Genomic DNA, 24,146 nt, shown 5'->3' with positions numbered 1-24,146 from the left:
CCATATTGCCGGTCGGTAACCACCGCTTTCCCCCGGCATTACTACGCGTTACGCGTGCCGGACTGCGCGGGACCGGCCTTCTCCCCCGCGACGCGGAGGTCGGCCGGTGGCCCCGGGATACCATGGCGCCATGGCAGGCACCTATCAGTCGCCCTGGCTGCGCACCGTCGATCTCGGCGAGCGGTTCCGCACCCTCGGTGCCTGGTGGCGGCAGCCGCACCGGTTGCGGCGCGCGGTCCGGGCCTATCGGAATCTGCTGGCGGTCACCCCGGCGTGCATCGCCTACGCCTTCACCCTGTTCATCACCTGGTGGACGCTGCGCGGGGCCAGTGACATCGTGGGCCGGCGGCTGATCTTCTCCGCCTCCACGAATCTGCGCAATATGCAGAAGGATCCGATCCAGGTGCTGGTGGCCTCGGCTTTCTGGACCGACGGCGGCTTCCCCTGGGGCGACATTCTCATCCTCATCACCCTGATGGCGCTGGCCGAGCGCTGGCTGGGGTCGCTGCGCTGGATCCTGGTGGTGGCCACCGGTCATGTCGGCGCCACCTTGATCACGGTGCTCGGTATCGCCCACAAGCTCGACAAGCAGCTGATCCCGACCAGGGTGGCGTTCGCCTCGGATGTCGGCCCCAGCTACGGCATCTCGGCCATGATGGCCGCGCTGACCTTCCGGCTGCGCGGCCCGGCCCGCTGGCTGTGGGCGCTGGCCATGGTGGTCTGGTACGCCTACGGCGTCTGGCACGGCCGCACCTTCACCGACTACGGCCATTTTTTCGCGCTGCTCATCGGTTTCACGGTGGGCGCGATCGCGGTGGCGCTCTCCCACCGCCTGGCCGCGGTGCAAGCGCGCAGGGCCGCGGCGAAGCCGGCCCGGGCGGCCGCGAATCCGTCCCCGGCCGGGGATTCAGCCGGGCACGGGATCGACGCGGCCGCGCCCACGCTGGGCGAACCGGACGACCGGCTCGACGAGACGCGCCGCGATCGGGCCGAGCACGGCCATCATTAGCACGTAGGCCGAGGCCAGCGCGGCCAGCCGCCTGCTCACGCCGCCCAGCGAAACCGCGAGGCCGGCGATGACGATGGAGAATTCGCCATGCGCCACCAGCGCCGCGCCCGCGCGCGCCCGGCCCATCCGGCGGATGCCCTGCCGCGACGCCGCCCACCAGCCGGTGCCGAGCTTGGTCAGCGTGGTCACGAAGGCCAGCAGGATCGCCCAGCCCAGTACCGGCGGGATCGCCCCGGGGTCGGTGCTGAGCCCGAAGGCCACGAAGAAGAGGGCCGCGAACAGATCCCGCAGCGGTTCGAGGAGTTTCACCGCCTCCTGCGCGGTGGACCCGGAGATGGCGATGCCGAGCAGGAACGCGCCCACCGCCGCCGACACGTTCAGCGCTGAGGCCGCGCCCGACACCAGCAGCGCCGCACCGAGCAGCTTGAGCAGGAACACTTCCCGATCGTTGCTGTCCACGATGGCCGACACGTAGCGGCCGTAGCGCAGCGCCACGATGAGCACCACCGTGATCGCCACCAGCGCGATGGCCAGCGAGCGCAGCCCGCTGGCGAAGCTCAGCCCGGCCAGCATCATGGTGAGGATCGGCAGGTACACCGCCATGGCCAGATCCTCGAACACCAGGATGGACAGCACCACCGGCGTCTCGCGGTTACCGAGGCGGCCCAGGTCGTTGAGCACCTTGGCGACGATCCCGGAGGACGAGATGTAGGTGACGCCGCCCATGGTGACCGCGCCGACCGCGCCCCAGTCCAGGATCAGCGCCACCACCACACCCGGCGTGGCATTGACGACGATGTCGACCAGACCGGCCAGCCAGGAGCGACGCAGTCCGGTCACCAATTCGGCTGCGGTGTACTCCAATCCGAGCAGCAGGAGCAGCAGCACCACGCCGATCTCGCCGGCCGTGTGCCCGAATTCGGTGGCGGCGCGCATCTTCACGATGCCGCCCTCGCCGAAGGCCAGGCCGCCGAGCAGGTAGAGGGGAATCGGCGACATGCCGAAGCGGGCGGCCAGTCGCCCCAGCATGCCGAGCGCGAACAAGATCGCGCCGAGTTCGAACAGGGCTAGACCGGTCGAATCCACAGGGTCAGCCGTCGGCCAGAATGCGAGCGGCCGCGTCCAGCCCGTGCGGCGTCCCGACGACGACGAGCACGTCCCCGGAGTCGAGCACCTGATCAGGTCCCGGTGACGGGTGCAGTTGCCCCGCCCGCATGATGGCCACGATGGAGGCCTTGGTCCGGGTCCGCATGGCGGTCTCGCCGAGCATGCGTCCCCGGTAGGGCGAATTGCCGCCGATGGTGAGCTGTCTGGTGGTGATCCCGGGTAGGTCCGAGTGTTCTTCCTTGAGCTGCTGCACCAACTGGGGCGCGCCCAGCAGATTGGCCAGGACCGCCGCCTCGTCGGTCGTCAGGGGCACCTGGGCCAGGCACGCGTCCGGGTCGTCCCGCTGCGACACGATCAGATCGATGCCGCCGTCCCGGTGCGCCACCACCCCGATCCGCCGTCCCGATCTGACCTCGAAATCCTTCCGCACACCGATACCGGGCAGCGCTGTCACATCGACGTTCACGCAGTCCAGATTAGGACAACCCGTGCGAATCCCGGGGAGCTACGTTGCGGCGTACCCCGCCCACACGAGTCGCACGGTGCGGGCACCGTGTCACTCCGTGGTGAGCGGCGCGAACGATCCGTCGGGGCCGGGCAGGAAATCGGTGACCTCGACGACCGCGGTCAGCGGCAGCGGGCCGTACAGGTGCGGGAAGGTCATGGAGTCCGGGTCGGTGGGCACGCCCGGCTCCCACTTCACCGGGGAACCGAGCCGGGCCGGATCCAGATGCAGCAGCACGAGATCGGTGCGGCCGGCGAAGAGTCGATTGGCCGGCAGGTGGGCCTGGTAGGGCGCGGAGAGGTGGATGAATCCGGTCTCGGCCAGCGAGGTGGCGCGGTATTCGCCTGCGGCGCCGGCGTTTTCCCATTCGGCCCGGGAGCAGATGTGCAGCAGGGTCGGCGGCGTCGTGTCCTGTTCGGTTCCCACCCGTCCAATCTAGGTGAGTGCCCCTGGGTTCAGAACGGCTCGGGCCGGGCCACGTGGACGGAGATGTCGTTGACGCCCACCCGGGCAGAGGCGAAGCGGCTGATCGCGCGTTCCTGAGCCCAGACCGGCGATGCTCCCCCGCCCCCTCGGACGGTCCCGCGCCATCTGGTAGACCGGCAGGTACGACCCCCTGTACCCGACCGCTCGAGGAACCATGAATCCGTCCAGCATCATGTCCGCCCGCGACCTCGAGTTCCTGCTCTACGACTGGCTGCAGGTGGAGTCGCTGACGGCGCGCGACCGCTTCGCCGACCACTCCCGCGACACCTTCGACCAGGTGCTGCGGCTGTGCCAGGACCTGGCCACCACCTACTTCGCGCCGCACAATCGCGAGAACGATCTGCACGAGCCCACCTTCGACGGCGAGCGCGTGCACATCATCCCCGCGGTCGGCAAGGCGCTGCAGGCCTTCGCCGACGCCGGAATGATCGGCGCGGCAATGGATTACGAGATCGGCGGCATGCAGCTGCCGCACTCGGTCTACACCGCGTGCATGTCGTGGTTCCACGCCGCCAATGTCGGCACCGCCGCCTACGTGCTGCTCACCACCGGCAATGCGAATCTGCTTGCCGCGCACGGCAGCCCGGAGCAGATCGACGCCTACGTGCGCCCGATGCTGGAGGGCCGCAGCTTCGGCACCATGGCCCTGTCGGAACCGCAGGCAGGGTCCAGCCTGGCCGACATCACCACCCGCGCCGTGCCCGCCGCCGACGGCTCCTACCGTCTGTTCGGGCACAAGATGTGGATCTCCGGCGGCGACCACGACCTCTCGGAGAACATCGTGCACCTGGTGCTGGCCCGCATTCCGGGCGCACCGGAGGGTACCCGCGGTATCTCGCTGTTCGTCGTCCCCAAGTTCCTGCCCGACGCCGAGGGCAACCCGATCGTCCACAACGATGTCGTGCTGTCGGGAATCAACCACAAGATGGGCTGGCGCGGCACCGTCAACACCGCCCCCGTCTTCGGCGACGGCAACTTCACCCCCGGCGGGGAGCCGGGCGCGATCGGCTATCTGGTGGGCGCGCCGAATCACGGTCTGGCCCAGATGTTCACGATGATGAACGAGGCCCGCATCGGCGTCGGCCTGGCCTCCACCGCGCTGGGCTACACCGGCTACCTCAAGTCCCTCGACTATGCCCGCACCCGCCCGCAGGGCCGCCCGGTCAGCGCCCGCGGCGGCGCGCAGGTGCCGATCATCGAGCACCCGGATGTGCGGCGCATGCTGCTGGCCCAGAAATCCTATGCCGAAGGCGCACTCGCGCTGCAGCTGTACTGCGGCAAACTGATCGACGAACACCGCACCGCGGCAGGCGAATCCGACCGGGCGCGCGCCGCCACCCTGCTGCGTATCCTCACCCCCATCGCCAAGTCCTGGCCCAGCCAGTGGTGCCTGGCCGCCAACGATCTGGCCATCCAGATCCACGGCGGCGCCGGCTACACCCGCGACTACGACGTCGAGCAGCACTACCGCGACAACCGCCTCAACCCGATTCACGAAGGCACTCACGGCATTCAGAGCATGGACCTGCTCGGCCGCCAGGTCACCCTGGACAATGGCGCGGCCCTGGCCGCGCTGCTGGAGACCATGGCCGCCACCATCGCCGCCGCCCGCGCGACCGGTGACGCCGAGCTCGCCGAGTACGCCGCCGCCCTCGAGGCCGCCACCGGGCGCCTGGCCGCCACCACGGCGGGCCTGTGGCGCGCGGGCAATCCCGAGGCGGCCCTGGCCAATTCGGCGGTCTACCTGGAGGCGTTCGGCCACGTGGTGCTGGCCTGGATCTGGCTCGAGCAGGCGGTCACCGCCACCGCGCTGTCCGCCCAGGACCGTCCGCACACGGCCGAGTGGGAGACCTTCCGGCAGGGGAAGCGGCTGGCCGCCCGGTACTTCTTCCGCTGGGAACTTCCGCGCACCACACCGCAATTCGACCTGCTCGACTCCGGCGACCGCACCACCCTGGAACTCGACGAGTCCTGGTTCTGAGCCCCCGGGGCGCGAATCCGCCTTTCGCGCTGCGCGAACGGCTCCGTGACCCGATTCACCACCGCGGTGTCGGCGCGCAGCCATGGGCCGAGGTCAGGCCGGTCGCGGACCGGTCTCCAATCCAGCCGCCTTGATTACGGTTTGCTGGCGTCCCAGCCACAGAGACCAATCGGAGTGTGAGTGTCGGTGTGCCCGGGTATTCTCCGGGTAGACAACTCGATCAGCGTGTTCGAACGGGAGGTTGCGGAGTCCTCACGGGCAGTCCTCAGGACCTGTTCGCTTTCAGCGAAATCGCAGGTCGTGTTACAGAAAACACACGGGAAACTGCACGGGAACAAAGTGCTCGCGCCGAACGTCTGAGAGAGTAGTCAACAACCACTGCTGGGAAGTAGCGGTAGCGAGGTTCGCGGATTGGACCGCGGGCCCCCACACCAGGCGAACGGTGCGTGAGGCACCCAGAGCCAGGACGGAGGAGTCATGCCAGGAACCCTGACAAGCACCCCACTGACCGCGGTCGATCGTTGCGACCGCTGCGGGGCGGCTGCGCGCGTGCGCGCAACCCTTCCTGCCGGTGGAGAGTTGCTCTTCTGCCAGCATCACGCCAACGAGCACATGGATCGCCTTCGTGAGCTCGAGGCCGTGATCGACACGGAGTCGGCACCGGCGCTGTAACAGCTCCTCCACCTCGGAGAGACTCGATCGGGAGTCACCGTTCTCCGAGAGCCCGCTCGACAATTGAATCTTCCCAACAGAAAACCCGGCAGCGGGCGACCAGCAGGTCGCCCGCTGCTGCTGTGTACGGGACCATTCGACGCGGAATGTGACCAGCGACACACCAATTGAGCTGTGGCCGGGGACACATGAATTCCGTTGCACGCAACGCGAGATTCGTCATGTACGCACGGCGAGATCGGGCGGGTACAACGGACGGGTGCCGCAGACCTCACAAGCCACCTACCTGCAGGATCGACATATGGTCGCGCTCTGGACGTGGAACGGCCACGCCACCGGAAGCGCGCCGCGAGACCTCGGCGAGGTGGAGACCCTCGCCCTCGCCGTCCCCAGCCGGGACGGCATCGGTGTCACGGACGTGGAATGCGCTCTGGTGGAACCAGACCGGTTATGTGCTCTCGCTATTGAAAATCCAGGGGAATCGACACGTCTGCTCCGCGAGGCCCTCGAGACGGAGGTCGAGGCGCGGCGGCTGCCGGTGGCCGCGCACGCCGTCCCGAATGCCACCGGGACCGCCGTCGTCTCGGCGGGGCGGACCCTGCGGGCGCTGCGGGACACCGTGGCGCTCGACGCCGAACTGCGGTCCGGGCTGAAGGCCGAGCTGCGGCCCTATCAGGCGCGCGGCATCACCTGGCTGCGCGAGGCCACCGCCGCGCACGGCGGCGCGCTGCTGGCCGACGAGATGGGCCTGGGCAAGACGGTGCAGGCCATCGGGTACCTGCTCGGGAAGGCTGGGGACGGGCCACAACTCGTAGTGTGTCCAACATCACTCGTGGGCAACTGGGCGCACGAGATCGAGCGATTCGCGCCCGGACTGCGCCCGGTGGCCTGGCGGGGCGGGCCGGCGCCGGAGGCCGAGCCGGGAACGATTGTGGTGACCGGGTATCCGACCCTGCGCGGGCACGGTGCCGCGCTGGCCGGGCAGCGGTGGGCCACCGTGATTTTCGACGAGGCGCAGGTGCTGAAGAATCCGCACACGCAGGTGGCAAAGGCGGCGCGGGGGATTCCGGCCGAGGCGCGGATCGCGCTGACGGGTACGCCGGTGGAGAATCACCTCGACGAGCTGTGGGCACTGCTGAATCTGATCGCGCCGCAGGAGTTCACGCACCGGGCACAGTTCCGGCGGCGGTTCGTGCGGCCGATCAGCGAGGGATCGGCGAGCGCGGTGCTGCGGCTGCGGGACGCCGTCGAGCCGATCGTGCTGGGCCGCCGCAAATCCCAGGTGGCCGCCGCGCTGCCGGCCAAGATCCACTGCGATCTGGTGTGCGATCTGAGCGCGGAGCAGGAGCAGCTCTACGACCGGCTGCTCGATCGGGCCGAGGCGGCCGGGTTCGGGACCGGCGCGCAGCGGCACACGCGGGTGCTGGCGGTGCTGACCGAACTCAAGCAGGTGTGCAACCACCCGGGGCTGATCACCGGGGAGCTGGACGAATTGGCCGGGCGCTCCGGGAAATTCGACGTCTGCTCCGACATTCTGGCCAACAACCTCGACGTGGACGCGCCCACCCTGGTGTTCACCCAGTACCGCAAGACCGGTGAACTGCTGGTCCGGCACTGCGCCGAGGAATTCGGGGTGCGGGTGCCGTTCTTCCACGGCGGGCTCGACCAGCAGCAGCGCGGGGAGATCGTCGCGGACTTCCAATCACCGGACGGCCCACCCATATTGGTGCTCAGCCTGCGCGCAGCGGGTACCGGGCTGACGCTCACGCGGGCCGCCGACGTCATCCATTTCGACCGCTGGTGGAATCCGGCGGTGGAGGCGCAGGCGTCGGATCGCGCGCATCGCATCGGGCAGACCCGCACCGTCACCGTCACCACGCTGACCTCGGGCACCACCATCGAGGAGCACATCGCGGGCATGCACGACCGCAAGTCGGCGCTCACCGACCTCAGCGATGCGGCCGGAGTCGCGGAACTGGCGCGACTGGACGACGAACGACTGCTGGCGCTGCTGCGCCGGAAGCGGGGGAACTGAGATGGCGGACAACGAATTCGGGTACACGGCGTGGGGCAAGGACTGGGTGCGGCTGGCGGAACCGCTCAGCCTCACCAAACCCGAGCCGCTGCTCCCCCGCGCCCGCAGCGTCGCCCGCAACAACGGAGTCCGGACCGAGATCGAGGGCACCGTGGTGCGGGCGCACATTCATCGCGGGTCGGAGGCGTCGGTGACGCACCTGGAGCTGACATCGCTCCCGCGCGCCACCATCGACGCCATCGCCGTCGTGGTGCCCGCCGACACCCTCACTCTCGGCGACGAGCTGCACGCCGCGGTCATCGCCGCGGGGATCTCGGTGACGCCCATCCTCGCGAGCACCGACTGCTCCTGCCGCGCCCGCAACGCCCGCTGCCTCCACATGCTCGCCACCTGCTACGCGGTGGTCCGCCTGATCGACGAAAATCCCTGGCTCGCCTTGGATCTCCAGGGCTACCGGAGCGCACCGCCGGTCACGGACACCGACACCCCGGTGTCGGTCCCCCGCTGGACGCCCATCGACGCACTCGATCCGGCGGTCTACTTCGGCTGACAGCCGCTGCGACCGGCGCGGATACGGTTGCGTTGGTTCCGAACCCGTCGGCGCGAGCTACCTCGACGCGCTCGCGCGGGCGGACCCGGTTCCGTTGAACGCCTGGCCGCCTCGCTCCCGCTGCTCGCTTCGGGCCTGCCGGTCGCCCGCATCGCCACCCGTGTCGGCTATGCCACCCCGAGCGCCTGTCGCCGCCTTCCACCGCGAGTGGGCGTCTCCCCCGCCCGCTGACTCCGGCCTGTCGGACCCGGCGGCTACCGTCGGCCCATGGCGATCTCCACGTACGCGTTCACCGCCGAACTCTGGGAATGGGAAGCACAGGCCTCCTGGCATTTCGTGAGTCTGCCGGAGTCGGTCGCCGACGAGATCGAGGAGCGCTTCGGGCACACCGCCTCAGGATTCGGCTCGGTGAAGGTGAAAGTCGCGGTCGGCGGCAGCCGGTGGTCGACCTCGATCTTTCCCGACGGCAAGCGCGGAACCTATGTGCTGCCGGTGAAGAAGGCCGTCCGCGTCGCCGAGGGGTTGAACGCGGGCGACCCGGTCGAGGTCGAGCTGCAGGTGGTGTAGTCCGCGCTGGTCAGATCCGGCGCAGGGCCGCGATGCGCTGGGAGAGCTGGTCGGCGGTGGCGAGAGCGGTTGGGGGGCCGCCGCATTCGCGGCGCAGGTCGCCATGGATGACGCCGTGCGGTTTACCGGTGCGGTGGTGGTGCATGGCGACCAGGCTGTTCAGTTCGCGGCGCAGCTCGGACAGGCGGTCCGAGGTGGCGGCGCGTTCGACAGCGGCCTCCACGCCGGCGCCCGAGGGGCGAGCCTGGGCCGCGGCGCTGCGTTCCTGGAGCTGACGGGACTGGCGTTCGCGCAGCAGGGCGCGCATCTGGTCGGCGTCGAGCAGGCCGGGGATGCCGAGGTAATCGGCCTCCTCGTCGCTGCCGGAGAAGGTGGCGGTGCCGAAGGAGTCGCCGTCGTAGATGACCTGGTCGAGCTCGGCGTCGGCGGCCAGGGCGACGAACTTCTTCTCCTCCTCGCCCGGCTCGTCCTGCTGCCGGTTGGCGTCGATGAGCAGTTCGTCCTCGAGCGCGCTCGCTTCGCGATGCGGCTTGCCGATGACATGGTCGCGCTGCAGTTCCAGCTGGGCGGCCAGATCCAGCAGCACCGGCACCGAGGGCAGGAAGACGCTGGCGGTCTCACCGGTCTTACGTGCACGCACGAAACGGCCGATGGCCTGCGCGAAGTACAGCGGGGTCGAGGCGCTGGTGGCATACACGCCGACCGCGAGGCGCGGCACGTCGACGCCCTCGGACACCATGCGCACCGCGACCATCCACGGATCGGTGCTCTCACTGAACTCGCCGATGCGGTCGGAGGAGTCCGGATCGTCGGACAGCACGATGGTCGGCTTGGTGCCCGAAATGTGTTCCAGCAGTTCGGCGTAGTCGCGCGCCTTCTCCTGGTCGGTGGCGATCACCAGGCCGCCCGCGTCGGGCATGCCGGTGGCGCGCAGCTGGCGCAGGCGGGTGTCGGCGGCGGTGAGCACCTTCGACATCCAATCGCCGGCCGGATCGAGGGCAGTGCGCCAGGCGCGGGCGGTCTGCTCGGCATTGAGGGGCTCGCCCAGGCGCGCCGAGTACTCCTCGCCCGCGCTGTCCCGCCAGTGCGCCTCACCGGAGTAGGCGAGGAAGACCACGGGTCTGACCACGCCGTCGGCGAGCGCCTCGGAGTAGCCGTAGGTGTGGTCGGCGCGCGACTTCTCGAAACCGGACTCGTCGGCTTCGTAGGTGATGAACGGGATCTTGGAGTCGTCACTGCGGAACGGGGTACCGGTCAGCGCCAGCCGGCGGGTGGCATCACCGAACGCCTCCTCGACCGCCTCACCCCAGCTCTTGGCATCACCGGCGTGATGGATCTCGTCCATGATCACCAGCGTGCGGCGGTTCTCGGTGCGCACCCGGTGCTTGAACGGATGCGACGCGATCTGCGCGTAGGTGACCACCACGCCGTGGTAGTCGGACGAGGTGGAACCGGTCGAGTTGGAGAAGTTCGAATCCAGCTGAATCCCATTGCGCGCGGCCGACGCAGCCCACTGGTGCTTGAGGTGCTCGGTGGGTGCGACCACCGTCACCTGGTCGACCGTGCGGTCGTTGAGCAACTCGGCCGCCACGCGCAGCGCGAACGTGGTCTTACCCGCGCCGGGGGTGGCGACGGCAAGGAAGTCGCGTGGCTTGGTCGTCAGATACTTCGTGAGTGCCCTGCGCTGCCATGCACGTAACGAACCGCCACCACCCGAAGTCACTCGGTAGAGATTAGCGATCGAACCCGACAGCTTTCCAATCCGACACAGCCCCGCGGAGTGCCGCACGCCACATCGCGGGTCCAGTCCCATTCGAAGCGCTGGTAGGCGATGCTTAGGCCACGATGAACGCGCACGACGAATCTCCGCAACACGCCGACGCGTCGACGCCGACCGCGTCCGTTGTGCTCGCCGCCACCCGCTGGGGCCGCATCCGGCAACTCGTCGTCCACGTCGCGACGAAGGCGTGGAACGACGCGATCTTCGCCAAATCCGCGGCGGCCGCCTTCTGGCAGACGCTCTCGCTGGCCCCGCTGCTGCTGGGACTGCTCGGCAGCCTCGGCTATGTCGGGCACTGGTTCGGCCCGAACACGCTGAACATCGTGCAGTCCAAGATCGTCAGCTTCGCGCGGAAGGCGTTCAGCCCCAGCGTGGTCGACAGTCTGGTGCAGCCGACCGTCAACGACGTGCTGCAGCGCGGCCACGGCGGGGTGGTGTCCGTCGGATTCGTGCTGTCGCTGTGGGCCGGATCCTCGGCCATGGCCACCTTCGTCGACGCCATCACCGCCGCGCACGGCCAGGCCACCGCGCGCCATCCGGTCTGGCAGCGAATCTTCGCGCTGCTGCTCTATGTCGGCTTCCTCGTGATCGCGGTGCTCATCCTGCCCCTGATCGCTCTGGGGCCCACCCTGATCGGACGGGTCCTCCCGCACAGCTGGCGCGAGCCGGGCCTGCGGCTCATCGACGCCTTCTATTACCCGGGCACCGGCCTGCTGCTGATCGTCGGCCTCACCTTCCTCTACAAGACCGCCCTCCACCGCACCCTCCCCTGGCATCGGCTCTTCGGCGGCGCGCTGGTCGCCGGTGTGTTCTTCATGGCCGCCAGCGAGGGCCTGCGCCGCTACCTGGCGTGGGTGACCCGGACCGGCATCTCCTACGGCGCGCTGGCGACCCCCATCGCCTTCCTGCTGTTCACGTTCTTCCTGGGTTTCGCCATCATCCTCGGCGCCGAATTCAATGCCAGCGTCGAGGAATTCTGGCCCGCCCGCGCCACCCGGCTGGCGCAGTTCCGCCATTGGTGGAACGCCCGCAAACAGTCCCGGCTCGCCGACCCGGCGCCCAACGCATCGAAGCCGCAGGATCCGCCGCCCGCGCCCGAGTAGCGATCACTGCGATCCAGCCCGTAGGCCCGGCTCGGTCGACTCACCCTCGGTGCGCCGCGCCGAGAAGTACGCGGCAGCCGTGATCGCGATCGCGACCAGGACGGGCGCGAAGGCGATGGCGGGATGGTCAGGTCGGTCGGCCATCAGGAAGGCCGCGGCCAATGTCTGTGCGGGAACGCCCCATTGGACGGCAGCCAGCACCCCCGCGCCATGGCCGGCCCGGTGCGACCCCGGCTCGGCCAATCGCCGCCGGGTCCACCCCGAGCTCGCCCCGATAACAGCGGTCGACACCAGCCCCGCCCCGATCCACGGGCCACCCTTCGCCCCGTCCGCCAGCACCGCGAACCCCGTGATCGCAGTCAGCAGCGTGAACACCGGAACCGACAACAGCGTGAGCCGCACGGCCCGAACAGCCCCGTCGATACGAATCCCGCTGGGCTCCAGCCGGATTCGCGCCAATTCGGTGCACTGCACCCCGACGAGGATCGTCAGCGCGAGCGCAATGGTGATGTGTGTAGCCAGCAACAGCGGATTCGTCATCGGACCAACCTTTCCTGAGTTCCGACTCAGGATAACCATTTACTGAGTGACAACTCAAGAAATCGGATGCCGTTGACAGCCAAGGCTTCACAGCGCCAACGAGCAAAGGCCCCGACTCGACGTCGTCTCCGAGGCGAGCACGGGTGACGATCGCTGTATGAAGAACGACCGGTTGGACGAGATCCTGGGGCTGCTCGACAACAACACCTGCATGCTCGAGGCGATCCAGGACGAGTTGCTGGGCGGCAAAGAGCCTGGCGAGGACGAGGCGGCCAGGGGCTAATTCTTCGTCATCGGCGGCATCACCGTGTGCCGAGATGCGCCTCGATCGCTTTGACCGCCGCGCCCGCACCGTCTTCTCCCGCGATGCGGGCCGCCAGCCGAGCGGCATTCTCACGGTAGGAGTCGCCACCGGTCAGTGCGCGCTGGGCGCTGACCAAGCCGTTAGGCCTGCCCGAACCTCGCCCATCCAATCCACAGGCTTCACAGCGCGCCACTGTTAGAGCTACATCATGTAACAGATACCATCTGCTTCGTGGCTAAGCTGAAGGTCTCCGTAGACGTCCCAATCCCGCCCGAGAAGGCCTGGTCGCACGCCTCCGACCTGCCCGAACTCGACAAGTGGCTCACCCTCCACGAGGGCTGGCGCGGCCCCGTCCCCGACGCGCTCACTCCCGGGACCCTCCTGATCGGCGTAGCCACCGTCAAAGGCTTCCGCAATCGCGTCACCTGGACCGTCGAAACCGCCGAACCCCCGAACCGCTTGGTCCTCAACGGTTCCGGCATCGGCGGCACCAAATTCGGTATCGAACTCCGCGTCTCCCCCAGCCCCGCCGGCTCCAAGGTCACCGCCGACTTCACCCTCGGCGGCGCACCCCTCTTCGGCCCCATCGGCTCGGTCGTCGCCCGGGCCCTCCGCGGCGATGTCGAACGCTCCCTCGACCGCTTCGTCCAGCTCTACGGCTGACCCGCCTGCGCGGCGAGTCCGATGACGAGAAGTTCGACACCACAGCGAAACTCGTCGCCCGCCGACAGCGCCCGAGCCTGCGCAGCAGGCTCAGCGAGCAACGGGAACTCGGCGGTGGGCAATTGCGCCATGGCGGCGGTGCCCGCGCCCGAGAGCGGCTGACGCGGCCGGCGAGGTGATCCACGTCACCGATCGATGCTGTCAGGAATTCGAGAGCTGTCTCGTTCAGGGAGCACGCGAACCAGACAGGAGCGAACCATGCAGCACCGAATCGTCGTCCTCGGAGCCGGATACGCCGGGGCCTTCTCCGCCGGATACCTCGCCCGCCAACTCCATTCCGACGACTTCGAGATCACCGTCGTCAATGCCGAACCCGATTTCGTCGAGCGGCTGCGCCTGCATCAGCTCGCCGCCGGGCACGATCTCCGCCACCGCCCGCTGGCGGAAGTGTTCGCGGGCACCGGCATCCGGCTGCGAGTGGCGCGGGTGACCGACGTCGACGCGGCGCACCGGACCGTCACGGTCGCCGACGGCGAGCGCATAGACCGGCTCGAATACGACACCCTGCTCTACACGCTCGGCAGCACCGCCGCCGACCACGGCGTTCCCGGCGTCGATCGGTACGCCTTCCACGTGGCCGCGCGACCATCCGCACTGCGCCTGCGGGTACGGCTGGATGAGCTGAGCGAGGACGGAAGGGTGCTGGTCGTCGGTGGCAACTTGACCGCGATCGAGGCCGCCACCGAGATCGCAGAAGCCCGTCCGGGACTTCGGGTCGACCTCGCCACCAGCAGCGAACTGGGCGGCTGGCTGGGCCCGAAGGCCCGTCGCCACCTGCTGCGCGCCTTCGACCGGTTCGGCATCACGATCCATGAGCACACCACTATCGAGCGCGTCGAGCAGACCGCTGCGGTCGCCGCGGACGGCACCGTTCTCGCCTCCGACGCGACCGTGTGGGCCGCCGGCTTCGCCGTCCACCCGATCGCCGCCGCCAGCGGACTCGCGGTGGAAGCCAATGGCCAGATCACGGTCGACCGTCAGATGCGGTCGGTCTCGCACCCGGATGTCTACGCCGCCGGCGACAGCGTCTTCGTCATCGGCGAGAACGGACATCCCCTGCCGATGTCCTGTGCCTCCGCGGGATACACGGCCATACAGGCGACGGCCGCGATTATCGGGGACCGGACAGGGCGCAAGATCAAGGCGACCGCGCTGACCTACTACGGCAACCACATCAGCCTCGGACGCAAAGACGCGATTTACCAACTGGTCGACGGTGAGGCCCGCTCCAAGCCCGGAGCCCTGCGCGGCCGACCGGCGGCGCGAGTCAAGTCGGCGATCGTTGCAGCCAGCGGCTGGGCCATCAGCCACCCGACCCTCGGAAAGCCGAGTCACAACTACCGTTCGGCCGCAGCCCGGGAGCTCTCGCCCGAGCTGGTCGCTCGATAAAGTCGCGCCCATGGACACCGCCACCGTGGCGCGATTCGAGGCCAGCCGAAATCGGCTGGCCTCGATCGCCTACCGTCTGCTCGGCTCGGCCGCCGACGCCGAGGACACGGTGCAGGACGCGTTCCTGCGGTGGCAGGCCGCCGACCGGGAGTACGTCGAGGTGCCCGAGGCCTGGCTGACCAAGATCGTCACCAACCTCGCCCTCGACCGGCTCCGTTCGGCGCAGGTGCGGCGCGAACGCGCGGTCGGCGCCTGGATGCCCGAACCGCTCCTGGACGGCGACCCGATGCTGGGCCCCGCCGACACCGTCGAGCAGCGCGAATCGGTGACGCTGGCGGTGCTTACGCTCATGGAGCGGCTGTCGCCGCTCGACGCGCCGTGTACGTTCTGCGCGAGGCGTTTTCATACAGCCACGCCGAGATCGCCGAGATCCTCGGCATCACCGAGTCCGGGAGTCAGCAACACGCCCGCCGAGCCCGGCGGCGAATCACCGCCGCCGGCAATGGAACTCACCTCGACCATGCCACCGCGCGCCGAATCGTCGAGGCGTTCGTCGATGCCGCCGCCTCGGGCCGGACCGAACAGCTGGTCGCGCTGCTGACCTACGACGCGACCGGCATCTCCGACGGCGCCGGGCTCGGTTCGGCCCAGAAGCTGATCCGGTACGCGAACCCGGAGCGGATCGCCGGCGCGGTGCGGACCGGCTTCAAACCGTCTGCGGCCAAGCGCAGACTCGCCGGCGGCTCACCCTCGATCCACGCCGCCGTGGTCAACCACTGCCCGGCCATGCTCGTCACGCTCGACAATCGGGTCGTGGGCGTCGCGATCCTGGAGATCCGTGACGATAAGATCGCCACTGTGCGTGGCATCGCCGCCCCGGACCGACTCGCTCGCCTCACCGGGGAATGGCATCGGCAGGAGCATGACGCCCCGCTCATCGAATCCTGGTGACCGGAAGAAAGAGCTGGTCCCGCCTGGCCGGCAGCACACCCATCCGCCGCGTGCATCGGAACCTCGACCCTCGGCTCCGCGCTTGCATATCAACAGGATTCGGTGCGGCGGGCCGCCACAGCCACTCCGCTGCGAACACCCGACCAGGACATCGATGCCCGAGCAGCACCCCGGCGCAAGTCACGGTGTGCAAATTCGGGGTGTTTCGATCCGGGAGGTCGGATCACTTCGTGCGATTCCTCTCCATGGCGTCGCGGCGGACCGCCGTAACGGCTTTGCGGGCGGCGACCTGGATGGGGTCCCACACCGGGGAGAAGGGCGGGGCGTAGCCGAGGTCGAGGGCGACGATCTGGTCGACGGTGAGGCGGGCGGTGAGGGCCACGGCGGCGATGTCGATGCGCTTGCCCGCCCCTTCGCGGCCGACGATCTGGACACCGAGCAGGCGGCCGGTGCGGCGTTCGGCGAGCATTTTCACAGTCATGGGTGCGGTGCCGGGGAAATAGCCGGAGCGGCTGGTGGATTCGATGGTGACGGTGACGAATTGCAGTCCGACCGCGCGGGCGTCGCGTTCACGCAGGCCGGTGCGGGCGACCTCCAGGTCGCACACCTTGCTGACCGCGGTGCCCACCACGCCGGGGAAGGTGGCGTAGTCGCCGCCGACGCCGGAACCGATGACCTGGCCGTGCTTGTTGGCGTGCGTGCCGAGGGGGATGTGGCGTTCGCAGCCGGAGACGAGGTCGAGCACCTCGACGCAATCGCCTCCGGCCCAGATGTTCTCGTGTCCGCGCACCCGCATGGCGAGATCGGTCAGCAGACCACCGGACTCCCCCAGCGGGAGACCGGCCGCACGGGCGAGGTCGGTGGCGGGGCGGACGCCGATACCGAGAACCACCACATCGGCGGGGTATTCGGCATCAGCCGTGGCGACGCCGGTGACCCGGCCCTGCGCATCGGTGTGGACTGCCGTCAGCTCCGCATTGTCGATGACCTGAATACCCATGCCCTGCATGGCCTTCCGGATCAGCACACCCATATCCGGATCGAGGGTGGACATGGGCTCGGCACTGCGATTGAGCATGGTGACCTGGAATCCCCGCTGGAGCAGCGCCTCCGCCATCTCCACACCGATGTACCCCGCACCCACCACCACCGCCCGCCGGCCCGCGATCGACTCGAGGGTGGCGATGAGGGCTTGTCCATCGTCGAGCGTCTGCACCCCGTGCACCCCGGCCGCGCCGATGCCGGGCAGCGCGGGCCGGATCGGCGTCGCACCGGTGGCGATCACGAGTTTGTCGTAGCCGGTCCAGCTCTCCCGGCCGGTGCCGAGCTCGCGAGACCTCACCCGCCGCCCGGCGACATCGATCTCCACGACCTCGGTTCCCAGCCGCAGATCGATGTCCCGCGCCCGATGCTCGGCGGGCGTCCGCGCGATGAGATCGTCCAGGCCACCGACGTCCCCGCCCACCCAGTACGGGATCCCGCACGCCGAGTACGAGGTGAAGTGCCCCCGCTCGAAAACGACGATCTCGAGCTCCCCCACGCCCTTCAACCTGCGCGCCTGTGACGCCGCCGCCATACCCGCAGCATCCCCGCCGATGATCACCACGCATTCGCCCATGCCTCACACGTTACGAGCGTTACGGCACTGCCGGCCGGTGCCCTGGCATCATGCACGGCCAAATGATAATTCCATCATATTTGACAGGTGATCCCGAACTTCATGATCCAGGGTGGCGGCCTGACCGCCGACATGCAGCAGACGCCGAACTCCACGTGTTCCCCAAGTGCGGGCACTGGGTATGAATAGATCAGAAGATGCGGTGACATGCCCACCCACCACAAGCCGTCGAGGACCCGATCAGACTTCGAAGGCGGTGGCCGGCAACGGACTTGCGGCGATCCGGCGCGCCTCGTCGTGCGAAACCCCCAGGGCGCACAGGATGAGTTCGGCGGCCCCCGCCGCCGCGTCGCGCCATGACTGGTGACCCTCCAGCACCATCCACATGGCGCTGACCACGGTACCCATCAGCATGGAGGCGACACTCAGCTCCATTGCGGGTGCGACGACATAACGACCGGAGGCGATTCCGGCGGCCACATCCCGCATCGGCGGGCCGGTCAGCATCTCGCCCAACGACTCGTCGGTCAGCGCGAACCGCACGACGAAGCGGCCCGCCGCGGGGTTTTCGTGCGCCATCCGCACGATCATGCGGGTACCACCCGCGGCATTTCGGTTTCGGTGTCCGCGAAGCGGCGTTCGAGTTCGGCGCCTTCGATGTCGAAGTCGGGCACGTAGCGGGCGAACCACCGCGGGTGGTACCACATGCGATCGCCGATCAGGGCCATGACCGCGGGCACCAGAGTCAGCCGGACGATGAAGGCGTCCAGCAGCACACCGACCGCGAGCGTGAACGCCAACGGTTTGACGATCGGGTTGTCGACGGTGGCGAAGGCGACGAAGACGCCGAACATGATCAGCGCCGCCGCCGTGACGACGCGCGCCGAATGCGCGATCCCAGTGCGCACCGCGGCGGTCGCGTCCGCGGTGCGGGTGTGCTCCTCCTTGATGCGGGACACCACGAAGATCTGATAATCGCTCGACAGCCCGAAGATGATGGCCAGGGTGATGATCGGCAGGAAGCTCAGCGTCTCCGCCTTGGTGACATGCAAAAGGCTTGCGCCCCATCCCCATTGGAAGACCGCGACCTGCGCGCCGAGCGCAGCGAACACCGAGAGGATGAACCCGACGATCGAGGACAGCGGTACCAGGACGGTCCGGAAGGCGACGGTCAGCAGCACCAGCGCCAGACCCACGACGACAACGAGGAAGATCGGCAGCGCCTCGCCCAAGCGGCGTGAGGTATCGATGTTCGCCGCGGTGGTGCCGCCCACCAGATACGTTGCCCCGGAGCCGCTCTCGATGGTCGCGCGGTCATCCCGCAGACGGTTCACCAGATCGGCGGTCGCACTGTCGCCGGGACCGGTCCTGGGCACGACCTGGATCAGGACCAGGTTGTCGCCCGTGCCCGCGGACTGCACCACCGCGACGCCGGGCTCCTGCTGCAGCCTGCCCATCACGGTCTGCGCCGCGTCCGGGCCGGTGGCGTGCGAGAGGTCGGTCACCACCAGCAGCGCCCCGTTGAACCCGGGGCCGAACGACCGGCTCACCAGGTCGTATGCCCTGCGGGCGGTGCTGGACTCCGATTGCGTTGCGCCACTCGGTAATCCGAGTTCCATACGGGTGGCGGGAAGCGCGATCACCACCAGCACCGCGATGCCCAGCACCAGCAATGGAATCCGGAAGCGGGTGACGAACCGTCCCCAGGCGTGGCCCGCGGTGCGCTCGGGCTCGTAGGCGGCGATGCGGGCCACCTCCTCCGGCTTTCCCGGGTGCAGTGGCGGCGAGATGAATTTGGCGACCGTGCCACCGGCGAGGCTGAGAAGCGCGGGCAGCAGGGTCAGCGCGACGAGCATGGCCACCAGGACCGCACCGGCGGCGGTCAGGCCCATGACGGTGAGGAACGGGATGTTCGCGACCGCCAGCCCGCACAGCGCGATGATCACGGTCACCGCCGCGAATACCACCGAACTGCCCGCGGTCCCGACCGCCAGCGGAATCGACTCCGCCACAGCCATTCCCAGCACCACCTGGTGGCGATGCCGGGAGAGGACGAACAGCGCGTAGTCGATCCCGCAGGACAGGCCCAGCATCAGTGCCAGCGAGGTCGCCGCCGACGGCACGTCGGTGTAGGCCGCGATGCCGAGGATGCCGGTGAGACCGATACCCACGCCGACGGCCGCCGTGATGATCGGCAGTCCCGCCGCCACCACCGCGCCGAAGGTGATCAGCAGAACGACGAAGGCCGCGATGACACCGAGCATTTCGGGCGTGTGCGGGACCTCCGCGGTGAAGCCCGTATAGACGGCACCGGAGAACTCGACCTGCAGACCGGTATCACGCGCCCGGTCGGCGACCCGGGTCACCTGGTCGAGGGTGGACTGTTCGACCTCGCCGGCCGAGACGGAGAACTGCACGCTGCCCAGGGCGACGTGCTGATCCGGTGAGACCGCTTTGGCCTGAAACGGGTCGACCACTGCGGCGACCTGCGGCAGCCCCTTCAGCTCGGCCATCATCTGCTCGATCTCGCCGGTCACCGGTTGATCGGTCACCTTGGCCAGGTTCGACGTCGCGAACACGACCTGCATCTGCGCACCCGAGAAAGCGGGCATCCGCTGCTGCAGCAAGGAGACCGCGTCCTGCGATTCGGTGCCCGGAACCGTGAAATTGTCGTTGGTCTTTCCGCCCGTCGCGGCGGCGAATCCGATGGCGGCGGCCAGCAGCACGATCCATATCGCCAGCACCCACCAGCGGCGGCGGACGGCGACCTGGCCCAGTGCGTACAGATAGCGGGACATGCGGGTCCTCTCGTGGAGACACCATCCGACCAGCAATCACAGACCTATCGGTACGGTAACACGTCAGATGATGATTTCCTCATAAACGTTGCAACGGTCAGCAACCGGCTCGCCACCTTCACGCCGGTGCGCCGGGATGGAAAGAAGGCGATGCCGCGCACAATGACCGCACATCTCCGCAGGACTGGACGGTGCCGTCCGGGCGGACCAGAGCCGCGACTGCGCGACCCTGCCGCACCCAACGATGCAGCTCGGTGCCCGGCTCCGCGACGACGATGAACCCACCGCGCTGCTCGACGACCAGTCGGCGCTGCGGCGCAGGCTCGCACGCGGTGATGACGGTGTAGCGCCCGTTCATGGCCTCATCGAGACGGCGGCCGTCGGCGAGCCGCGCATTGGGAACCAGCTGGCCCGTCAACCGCCGGCGCAGGTGCGGCCCACGCCGGGGACCCGAGAGGTGCAGGGGCGGAGATTCGCCGCTGGTGATTATCTGGGTGCGGCCGGGAATCCGGTGCAGACGCGGTGTCAGCAGACCGCGCAGGCGGTTGCCCAGTTCACCACCGCCCGTCATGATGACGCCGATGAGCTTGGCCAGCCGGATCATGGCCCGTGCGTGTGGTTTCCGCTCCGTCTCATAGGTTTCGAGCACGTCTTCCGGGAGTTCCCCACGCAGCACGCCCGCCAGTTTCCACGCGAGGTTGACCGCGTCGCGCAGGCCCGCGCCCATGCCCTGGCCGATGAACGGCGGGGTGAGGTGCGCGGCATCGCCGAGCAGGAACACCCGGCCCCGGCGCCAGCGGTCGGCCAGCTGGGCACGGAAGGTGTACTCCGCGACGCGGATCAGTTCGAGATCCGCCGCCGGAACACCGCCGAGCCACGGGTCGAGCAATGGGCGCAGCCGACCCGGGTCGTCGAAGTCGGCGACGGTCTCGCCGGTCCGGAGCCGGAATTCGCAGCGGTAGCGGGTTTTTCCGATGCGCATGAACGTGGCGGCGCGCGCCGGATCGCACACCTGGTGCACGCCTTCCCACTGCCCCAGATCCCGGGACGTGGCGACGTCCACCACGAGCCAGCGCTGGTCGAATCGCAGATCCCGCATGCGCGCGCCGATCGCGCCGCGGACAACGCTGTTGGCACCGTCGCAGCCCAATACGTAACGCGCACGCACAGATTCGGCATCGCCGATCACACGGTCGGTGAAATCCACTCGGACACAGCCGGATTCCTCGGTGATAGCGGTCGCTTCGACGTCACCACGCAGGGTCACCCGCGGATATCGCTTCAGGTTGACCCGCAGGATCGCCTCCAGTTCCGGCTGGTCGAACAGGTTCGCCTCCGGATACCCGCTGGGCCCACCGGCCAGGTCGCGATCGAACTGGGCCAGCACTCGCCCGCTCGGGTCGATGAGCCGCAGCCCCAGGGCGGGCCGGGAGATCTCGTCGAATTCCCGGCCGACGCCCAAACGTTCCAGGATCCGGCGGATCTCGCCGTCGAGGTGCACTGCCCGCGGTTGCGGATAGACATCGGTCCACCGCTCCAGCACGAGAGTGTCGATCCCATGGTGCGCGAGCAATGTGGCCGCGGTGATACCGGCCGGGCCCGCGCCGACGATCACCACCGGGGTCGTCGCGGTGCTCACGGCGAAACCCCCGCCAGCGCAGCCAGATAGCCGAGCGTGACCAGTCCGGTGACCACCGCGGGCGCGTACTCGGCCACACCGTCGCCGTTGCGGACATGTGCGACCACGGCACCGGTCATCAACAGTGCCAGGCCGATTCCCGCGGCGATCCCGATCGGCGGCCGGGCCAGTCCGATCAGCAGCCCGCTCGTGCCGGCGATTTCGAGCGCTCCGATACCGCGGTAGGCGGCGGTGGAGTAGCCCAGACGCGCGGCACGTTCCCGCATCGGCGCGAGGGCGAGCGTCTTGGCCGTACCGAACGACACGACCCGGGGCGGCCGCTGAGTGGCATTGACACGCAGTACCTCGTGCCCACTGTTGAACACCTGCGTCTGCTGCGCTGGCAGCCCGGGCAGTTCGTGGGTTTCGGCGACGACTCGGACCCGCAGCCCGCTCGGATCCACCAGATCGAGACCCAGCCCGCCGAGCGACTCCGGCAGCGGCTGCGGCCGCCGACCGGTTTCCTCGCCCAGGCGCAGCAGATCGCCGGAACGGTCACCGCGCCGCACCAGCACGCAGGGTGACCCGGCGTCGGTTCCGCGCAGGTGCAATTCCTCGGATGTCCGCGCGGCGGTGGTGAAACCGAAAGCGCGAGAAGAGATCTCGGCGCGCTCCAGGTCGGGCTTCTCGAATTCCAGCCAGGCCAGATCGAGCACTTTCACCACCGGATTGCGGGCGCGGCCGGGGTGCTCACCCCGCACTGCGCCCTGCTCACAGTGCAGGCCGCTGTGCACATCGCAATATCCGCTCATCGACCGCCCCCTTCAGATTCTGACGATATCGTCACTCACGAACTAATAGTCAGTCAAGTCCTTCTGAAAATTTCGTCAGAACTGACCCGGGGCGCTATGCTGGGCGGCCTACGTGTCAGGGAAGAGGTGGACAGCGATGGTCACGCAATCCGGGCAACCCAATCGCCTGGAGCGCCGGAAGGCGCGTACCCGCGCGGCGCTCGTGAGGGCAGCGCAATCGTTCCTCGCGGCGGGCAAGCTCAGCGTGCCGATCTTGGAGATCACCCAGGCCGCCGACGTCGGGATGGGGTCGTTCTACAACCATTTCCAAACCCGGGAAGAACTGTTCGAGGCCGCGGTAGAGGAAGCGCTCGATCTGTACGGCGTCGCGCTCGACACCCTCTGCGACAACCTCGACGATCCGGCGCAGGTCTTCGCCCAGAGCTTCCGGCTCACCGGGCGTCTGCACCGCCGCAACCCGATGCTCAGCAAGGTCCTGATCAACAACGGCCTGCAGCTGTCGCGCTCCCCGAAGGGCCTGGCCCCCCGCGCCCGCCGCGATATCGAGGCCGGTGTCCGCGCCGGACGATTCGATGTCCGCGATACCGAGCTGGCCATGACCGTCGTCACCGGCGCCGCCATCTGCCTCGGCCAGCTCCTGCACGAGCAGCCCGGACGCGACGACGCCGAGGCGACCGATCAGGTCGCCGAAGACCTGCTGCGCATGTTCGGACTCTCCGCGGACGACGCACACGAGATCTGTGGGCGTCCGCTGCCGTCGCTCGACGCACTGCCGCACACCGACACCGCAGCCTGAACACGTCGGAATCGCGCGCCGCGCACGCGACGGTTAGGTGTGTGGATGCTTTACGTGCCGCCCCGGAGGCTCACTGCGGCTTGCGAACCAGGGGCACTCGCCGGCGCCGACGACCGCCCTGCACTGCTTTCGGCCGGTGCCGAGGGCGGCCGTAGCGCAGCAACTCCATCAACAAATCCTCCGCCGCGCGATACCGCGGGATATCGACCCAGAGCCGCCATAGGACCTCCGGATCACCGCGCTCCAGCACGGTCGTGCGCACGGGCAGGACGTAGGCTGCGATCCCCGCGTCGATCAGCGCGAAGAGCACTCGGTAGACCTGCGACTCGGCCAAGTCGGCGAGGACTGCCCAGGAGTGTGAATTCAGCCCATTGGCCAATCCGCGGGCGGGAACCCAGTGCGGAGTGCTGCGCGAGCCTGACCACGGATCGGGAACCTCACGTGCCGTGGTCATCGCGCCCAGCCGTTCACGGGATGCCTGTGAACCGAACCGGTCAGTCCCGCTTCATCATTTCGTAGATTCGCTTGCAGTCCGGGCAGACCGGGGAGCCGGGCTTGGGGGAACGGGTGACCGGGAAGACCTCGCCGCAGAGGGCGACCACGTGGGTGCCCATGACCGCGGACTCGGCGATCTTCTCCTTCTTGACGTAATGGAAGACCTTGGGAGTGTCGTTGTCGGTCGACTCGTCGGTGGTCTCGTCCGGACGGACCAGGGTGTCTGCGCTCACGGTTCAATCATGCCAGGTCGGCCTTTCGCAGGGCGGGCGGCGTGTGCATCCGACGCGCGGTAGTGGAAGACTCG

The 24,146-nt window shown here is 68.7% G+C and carries 25 protein-coding genes and 2 pseudogenes; 13 read left to right on the top strand and 14 right to left on the bottom strand.

What is annotated here, in order from left to right; genetic code table 11:
- The first annotated feature begins 130 nt into the window (after positions 1-130).
- Positions 131-1,009: a rhomboid-like protein gene (locus tag AB0L60_RS26655; RefSeq protein WP_364618828.1), complete on the top strand. Its 879-nt coding sequence runs from the start codon at positions 131-133 to the stop codon at positions 1,007-1,009.
- Here AB0L60_RS26655 and AB0L60_RS26650 read toward each other — a convergent pair.
- The 3 genes from AB0L60_RS26650 to AB0L60_RS26640 form a co-directional block, all read right to left on the bottom strand.
- Positions 908-2,095: a cation:proton antiporter gene (locus AB0L60_RS26650; RefSeq protein WP_364618825.1), complete on the bottom strand. Its 1,188-nt coding sequence runs from the start codon at positions 2,093-2,095 to the stop codon at positions 908-910. The genes AB0L60_RS26655 and AB0L60_RS26650 overlap by 102 nt on opposite strands.
- Before the next feature lie 4 nt (positions 2,096-2,099).
- Positions 2,100-2,582 (bottom strand): cation:proton antiporter regulatory subunit, encoded by a 483-nt coding sequence (locus tag AB0L60_RS26645; protein ID WP_354836952.1) that lies wholly within the window; start codon positions 2,580-2,582, stop codon positions 2,100-2,102.
- 90 nt (positions 2,583-2,672) lie between these two features.
- A complete protein-coding gene (locus AB0L60_RS26640; RefSeq protein WP_364618821.1) occupies positions 2,673-3,047 on the bottom strand; it encodes a DUF952 domain-containing protein in 375 nt (124 codons plus the stop codon).
- A 214-nt stretch (positions 3,048-3,261) separates the two neighbouring features.
- On the opposite strand from AB0L60_RS26640, the gene AB0L60_RS26635 reads away from it, so the two are divergent.
- From AB0L60_RS26635 to AB0L60_RS26615, 5 genes are all read left to right on the top strand, one after another.
- Positions 3,262-5,088, top strand: coding sequence for an acyl-CoA dehydrogenase (locus AB0L60_RS26635; protein WP_364618818.1), 1,827 nt, complete (start codon positions 3,262-3,264; stop codon positions 5,086-5,088).
- Positions 5,089-5,565: 477 nt separating this feature from the next.
- Positions 5,566-5,760 carry a hypothetical protein gene (locus tag AB0L60_RS26630; RefSeq protein WP_033087939.1) on the top strand — a complete coding sequence of 65 codons (195 nt, stop codon included), beginning with the start codon at positions 5,566-5,568 and terminating at the stop codon, positions 5,758-5,760.
- A gap of 301 nt (positions 5,761-6,061) precedes the next feature.
- On the top strand, positions 6,062-7,795 hold the full coding sequence (locus AB0L60_RS26625; RefSeq protein ID WP_364618814.1) for a DEAD/DEAH box helicase: 1,734 nt from the start codon (positions 6,062-6,064) through the stop codon (positions 7,793-7,795).
- A gap of 1 nt (position 7,796) precedes the next feature.
- Positions 7,797-8,345, top strand: a complete 549-nt coding sequence (locus tag AB0L60_RS26620) for a hypothetical protein (RefSeq protein ID WP_364618812.1) — start codon at positions 7,797-7,799, stop codon at positions 8,343-8,345.
- A 267-nt stretch (positions 8,346-8,612) separates the two neighbouring features.
- Entirely contained in the window at positions 8,613-8,912 is a 300-nt protein-coding gene (locus tag AB0L60_RS26615; protein ID WP_354836966.1) for a DUF1905 domain-containing protein, read from the top strand.
- Positions 8,913-8,922: 10 nt separating this feature from the next.
- Here the strand turns inward: AB0L60_RS26615 and AB0L60_RS26610 are convergent, their stop codons facing one another.
- On the bottom strand, positions 8,923-10,635 hold the full coding sequence (locus AB0L60_RS26610) for a DEAD/DEAH box helicase (RefSeq protein ID WP_364618808.1): 1,713 nt from the start codon (positions 10,633-10,635) through the stop codon (positions 8,923-8,925).
- A 122-nt stretch (positions 10,636-10,757) separates the two neighbouring features.
- Between AB0L60_RS26610 and AB0L60_RS26605 the strand changes: the two genes are divergently transcribed.
- On the top strand, positions 10,758-11,795 hold the full coding sequence (locus tag AB0L60_RS26605) for a YihY/virulence factor BrkB family protein (RefSeq protein ID WP_364618805.1): 1,038 nt from the start codon (positions 10,758-10,760) through the stop codon (positions 11,793-11,795).
- A gap of 3 nt (positions 11,796-11,798) precedes the next feature.
- On the opposite strand, the gene AB0L60_RS26600 is transcribed toward AB0L60_RS26605, so the two are convergent.
- Positions 11,799-12,335, bottom strand: coding sequence for a hypothetical protein (locus AB0L60_RS26600; RefSeq protein ID WP_364618802.1), 537 nt, complete (start codon positions 12,333-12,335; stop codon positions 11,799-11,801).
- A gap of 157 nt (positions 12,336-12,492) precedes the next feature.
- Between AB0L60_RS26600 and AB0L60_RS26595 the strand changes: the two genes are divergently transcribed.
- On the top strand, positions 12,493-12,618 hold the full coding sequence (locus tag AB0L60_RS26595) for a hypothetical protein (protein WP_364618799.1): 126 nt from the start codon (positions 12,493-12,495) through the stop codon (positions 12,616-12,618).
- A 19-nt stretch (positions 12,619-12,637) separates the two neighbouring features.
- On the opposite strand, the gene AB0L60_RS26590 is transcribed toward AB0L60_RS26595, so the two are convergent.
- Positions 12,638-12,775, bottom strand: a complete 138-nt coding sequence (locus AB0L60_RS26590) for a hypothetical protein (protein ID WP_364618797.1) — start codon at positions 12,773-12,775, stop codon at positions 12,638-12,640.
- 95 nt (positions 12,776-12,870) lie between these two features.
- Between AB0L60_RS26590 and AB0L60_RS26585 the strand changes: the two genes are divergently transcribed.
- From AB0L60_RS26585 to AB0L60_RS26570, 4 genes and pseudogenes are all read left to right on the top strand, one after another.
- Entirely contained in the window at positions 12,871-13,302 is a 432-nt protein-coding gene (locus tag AB0L60_RS26585; protein ID WP_364618794.1) for an SRPBCC family protein, read from the top strand.
- A gap of 258 nt (positions 13,303-13,560) precedes the next feature.
- Complete coding sequence (locus AB0L60_RS26580) at positions 13,561-14,751, top strand: FAD-dependent oxidoreductase (RefSeq protein WP_364618792.1); 1,191 nt, start codon at positions 13,561-13,563, stop codon at positions 14,749-14,751.
- A gap of 10 nt (positions 14,752-14,761) precedes the next feature.
- Positions 14,762-14,917: pseudogene (locus AB0L60_RS26575) on the top strand (sigma factor); the annotation flags it as partial.
- Positions 14,918-15,129: 212 nt separating this feature from the next.
- Positions 15,130-15,702, top strand: a complete 573-nt coding sequence (locus AB0L60_RS26570) for a sigma factor-like helix-turn-helix DNA-binding protein (RefSeq protein WP_364618789.1) — start codon at positions 15,130-15,132, stop codon at positions 15,700-15,702.
- Positions 15,703-15,925: 223 nt separating this feature from the next.
- On the opposite strand, the gene AB0L60_RS26565 is transcribed toward AB0L60_RS26570, so the two are convergent.
- From AB0L60_RS26565 to AB0L60_RS26540, 6 genes and pseudogenes are all read right to left on the bottom strand, one after another.
- On the bottom strand, positions 15,926-17,320 hold the full coding sequence (locus AB0L60_RS26565) for an FAD-dependent oxidoreductase (protein WP_364618786.1): 1,395 nt from the start codon (positions 17,318-17,320) through the stop codon (positions 15,926-15,928).
- 240 nt (positions 17,321-17,560) lie between these two features.
- On the bottom strand, positions 17,561-17,899 hold the full coding sequence (locus AB0L60_RS26560) for a hypothetical protein (RefSeq protein WP_364618783.1): 339 nt from the start codon (positions 17,897-17,899) through the stop codon (positions 17,561-17,563).
- An 8-nt stretch (positions 17,900-17,907) separates the two neighbouring features.
- Positions 17,908-20,118, bottom strand: coding sequence for an MMPL family transporter (locus AB0L60_RS26555; RefSeq protein ID WP_364618780.1), 2,211 nt, complete (start codon positions 20,116-20,118; stop codon positions 17,908-17,910).
- A gap of 118 nt (positions 20,119-20,236) precedes the next feature.
- Positions 20,237-21,757: a bifunctional 3-(3-hydroxy-phenyl)propionate/3-hydroxycinnamic acid hydroxylase gene (locus AB0L60_RS26550; protein WP_364618777.1), complete on the bottom strand. Its 1,521-nt coding sequence runs from the start codon at positions 21,755-21,757 to the stop codon at positions 20,237-20,239.
- Entirely contained in the window at positions 21,754-22,062 is a 309-nt protein-coding gene (locus AB0L60_RS26545; RefSeq protein WP_364619179.1) for a DoxX family protein, read from the bottom strand. The genes AB0L60_RS26550 and AB0L60_RS26545 overlap by 4 nt, the downstream gene beginning before the upstream one ends.
- A gap of 3 nt (positions 22,063-22,065) precedes the next feature.
- Positions 22,066-22,548: pseudogene (locus tag AB0L60_RS26540) on the bottom strand (2,3-dihydroxybiphenyl 1,2-dioxygenase); the annotation flags it as partial.
- Between the two features lie 136 nt (positions 22,549-22,684).
- Here AB0L60_RS26540 and AB0L60_RS26535 point away from each other — a divergent pair.
- The gene (locus AB0L60_RS26535) at positions 22,685-23,344 is read left to right on the top strand and encodes a TetR/AcrR family transcriptional regulator (protein WP_364618774.1); all 660 of its coding nucleotides are present in this window, start codon (positions 22,685-22,687) and stop codon (positions 23,342-23,344) included.
- Between the two features lie 70 nt (positions 23,345-23,414).
- Here AB0L60_RS26535 and AB0L60_RS26530 read toward each other — a convergent pair whose 3' ends face one another.
- Entirely contained in the window at positions 23,415-23,798 is a 384-nt protein-coding gene (locus AB0L60_RS26530; protein WP_364618771.1) for a hypothetical protein, read from the bottom strand.
- Between the two features lie 40 nt (positions 23,799-23,838).
- The gene (locus tag AB0L60_RS26525) at positions 23,839-24,072 is read right to left on the bottom strand and encodes a DUF3039 domain-containing protein (RefSeq protein ID WP_364618768.1); all 234 of its coding nucleotides are present in this window, start codon (positions 24,070-24,072) and stop codon (positions 23,839-23,841) included.
- Positions 24,073-24,146: the final 74 nt, after the last annotated feature.

The organism is Nocardia sp. NPDC051981, from assembly GCF_040680715.1.
GTDB lineage: Bacteria > Actinomycetota > Actinomycetes > Mycobacteriales > Mycobacteriaceae > Nocardia.
Note: the sequence above shows the minus strand (reverse complement) of the source record. Positions and strands in the feature narration are given on the sequence as shown.